This is a genomic window from Pseudoalteromonas sp. SR45-5, assembly GCF_014163565.1.
In the GTDB taxonomy this organism is placed as follows: Bacteria; Pseudomonadota; Gammaproteobacteria; order Enterobacterales; family Alteromonadaceae; genus Pseudoalteromonas; species Pseudoalteromonas distincta.
The window spans coordinates 1-3577 of sequence record NZ_JACJDN010000430.1 but is presented as its reverse complement, the minus strand read 5'-3'; the positions used below and the strand labels follow the sequence as shown (position 1 = coordinate 3577).

Below are 3577 nucleotides of genomic sequence, written 5' to 3'. Positions count from 1 at the left end.
GCTATCAGTTGCATTTGAAGAGCAAGAGATAAAAAATAAAATACAAGCTACTCAAATCAAAAGTAAGGGTATTAAAACTGAGAGGTTTTATGTAGATAAGGCGTTATTTTCTTGGAAAGTAACAATAAATAAGTAATGGTCTATTTTCTCCACTTCTATACATCTTTTAAGGCAATGCATTAAACGATACCAACTTTTGTATCGTGACATTGTAATCAATCAATATCTACTTCTTTATTTGGTAAATTAAGTTAAATGTGACTTATACCATACCGCAATCGTATTTAATCAATCTGAGCAGTTAAATTCGCGCTAGTCGCGTTAAAGTTTTCAAAATACACAACCTAATTAAGCAGATTGATACTACTTTATCTGGCACGTTATTAACATTTACCTATCTATGACTGTTGGTTTTTATTTCGTTTTTGAGCGCTATCAGCCCATTATCCCGATTTTAAAAATCATTAATTAATAATCAAATGGCAATAATGCCTAATTTTGTTAGCACAACATATTGTAATAAAGATATTTATTTTGTTAGCCAAGTGTTGACCTCTTGGTTGAGTTAGGAATACTATTCAAACCGAAATAGGTACTGTGATTAATTGCAGACCGTTTTGAAAACAAAATAATTAAAAAATATTCTAGGGAGAATCAAATGTTGAACAATAAAATTTCAAAGGCAGTTCGCCTAGCGATTGCTTTTGGTGCAGCTTCTACAGCTGCCTTCTCAGCAAGCTCATTTGCTGCAGAAGAAAATGCAGAAAAAGTAGAAAGAATTGAAGTTACAGGCTCACGTATATTACGTGAAGGTGCAATTTCACCATCACCAGTGACCGTAATTACAGGGGATGATTTGGTTAGCACTGGTGCGATGAATATCGGTGAAGTATTAAATAAACTGCCAGCCTTAGCTACTACTTATTCACTTGCAAACTCTGGCCGTTTTATCGGCACAGCGGGTATTAGTTTACTAGACTTACGCGGTATGGGGAGTGAACGTACATTAGTACTTGTTGACGGTAAACGTCATGTTTCTAGTGCTCCAGGAACATCTTCGGTTGATACGAATACCATTCCAAGCTCTTGGATTGAAAAAGTTGAGATTATTACTGGTGGTGCGTCTGCTGTATATGGCGCAGATGCTGTTACAGGTGTTGTTAACTTTATACTAAAGAAAGATATTACAGGTTTTAATGTATCTGCAACGAAAGGCTTTGCTGATAATAGTTCTTATCAAAATGAAAAATATACTTTTTCTTATGGTAAAGATTTTGCTGAAGGACGTGGTAATGCTGCATTCTCTGTAGAATATAATACACAAAACTCATTAAATGCTTTAGATAACCCTTGGACTGCAACATCGTATGCATCTATGCCATATGATGTTGTTACAGGTCAAGATCGACCTGACGGACAACTCGATAGTGAAGCATATCCAGATAAAATCGTAGTGCCAAATGCAGGTTATTATTTAATTTCAAATCAAGGAACTGTTTGGAATCCAAATACAGGTGGTATTTTAGGTAAATTTAATGGTGATAGCTCATTAAACGATGTTTATACAGGTGCTATTGATGATGGCCAATTCTGTGGAAGCGCTGGTTGTGATTTCATTAACTTACGCCAATATTCAGAAATACAACCTAAGTTTGATCGCGTTAACTTTAACTTTAAAACAAATTATGACGTAACAGATGAATTAAACGCATATTTTCAAGCTAAATATTCTAAAACAGAAGGTGAAAATATAGGCCAACCTTTCTTCCGCTTCTTTAGTGGCGCAAATATGATACAGCGAGATAATGCATTTTTATCGGCTGACACTGCGGCATTGATGGATGATGAAGGGTTATCAATGATCGGTGTAAATAAAATGTACAACGATGTTGGTCGCCGTTTAGAAGAAAATACACGTGAAACTACACGGTTTGTTGCAGGTATCCAAGGTTATATTACTGATGACTGGTCTATGGATATTTCTTTAGTCCATGGTAAGTCTGAGATAGAGCGCATTAATGGCGCCAATGTAATATACGACAACTATGCTAATGCAATTGATGCTGTGTTTGATGACAGTGGTAATATCGTGTGTCGTAGTGAAGCTGCGCGTGCTGATGGTTGTGTTGCGGCAAATATAATGGGTGACGGCGCAATTAGCCAAGAAGCAATTGACTATGTTACAACAACATCAATTGGCACATCAGAAATCAAGCAAACAGTATTTAATGCAACATTTAGTAACTCTGCAATTTATGAGCTACCTGCGGGTATGGTTGGTTTTGCAGGCGGTGTTGAGTACCGTGATGAAACAAGTGTGACTATTGAAGACCCATTTGCTAAAACAGGGGCTACATTCTTTAATGCACTTGGTGAGACTGATGGCGGTTACGATGTGACAGAAGCGTTTTTTGAACTATCAGTACCATTAATTGAAGATGTATTTTTAATTGATACATTAGTTTTTGACACAGCTGTACGTTATGCTGATTACTCAACTATAGGCGATGCTACAAGCTGGAAATTAGGCTTAGATTGGACTATTACGCCTGAATTACGTGCTCGCTTTACAGTATCTGAAGCAATGCGTGCGCCAAATATCGACGAATTATTCTCTGGCCAAAGCCAGTCTTTCGCAAATGTTGACGATAGCTGTAAGGTTTCAGAGCTTGATCAATTAAGTGATGCAGGCCGAGCTGTTCGTGCAGCTAACTGTGCAGCGCTTGGTGTACCTGCTGACTTTGACTCAAGTTATGATAGCGCAACGCTTGAGACTTTAGTTGGTGGTAATCCAGATCTGCAACCTGAAGAGTCTAGATCTATTACCGCAGGTATTGTTTACCAGCCAGAATGGTTAGAGGGTTTCAGCGTAACAGCCGATTACTGGGAAATTGATATCGATGACACAATTAGTGGTATTGGTTTCCAAACAATTATCGATCGTTGTGTAGATTCACCAACTGGTATTGATAACCAATTCTGTGGTCTTATAACTCGTGATCCAAATACAAGTGAAATTACGTTATTAAAGGGCTTTGCACTTAATATTGCACGTAGTCTTAACTCGGGTGTTGACTTTGAGGTGGGTTATGATTTTGATGCCCTAGGTGGTAGTTTTGGTACTAGTTTTATCGGTACTTATTTGATTGAAGCGAAAGATTATCCTTTCTCAGCTGAGCCTGAAAATTATACAGACTATGAAGGTGTATTAGGTAATGAAACATGGCAGGGTAGTATTTCTGTTGATTATACTTATGAAAATCTTGTTGTAGATTTCAGCACTCGCTTTATTAACGGCGTTGAGCTATACAATCCGACACAAATAGAAGCAAACCCTAACCCTTCAAATGAAATGCGTTATGGCTCTTACTTCATAACTGATGCATCAGTTGCATATAACTTTGATAGTGGTGTTGGATTTAAGCTAGGTGTTGATAACTTATTTAACCGTGGATTACCTGGCTCAACAACCGGTACAGGCGCAGGTTCAGCGATTTATGATAATATCGGTCGCTTTGCCTACCTTCAGGCTACTTATAAGTTTTAAGTTTAGCTACCATTTAGAAAGCTGAGAATT

General features: G+C 37.5%; 1 protein-coding gene. It reads left to right on the top strand.

Annotated features, from left to right (window positions below; genetic code table 11):
* Positions 1 to 658 precede the first annotated feature (658 nt).
* The gene (locus tag H5072_RS14625) at positions 659 to 3547 is read left to right on the top strand and encodes a TonB-dependent receptor domain-containing protein (protein WP_182693930.1); all 2889 of its coding nucleotides are present in this window, start codon (positions 659 to 661) and stop codon (positions 3545 to 3547) included.
* Positions 3548 to 3577 lie beyond the last annotated feature (30 nt).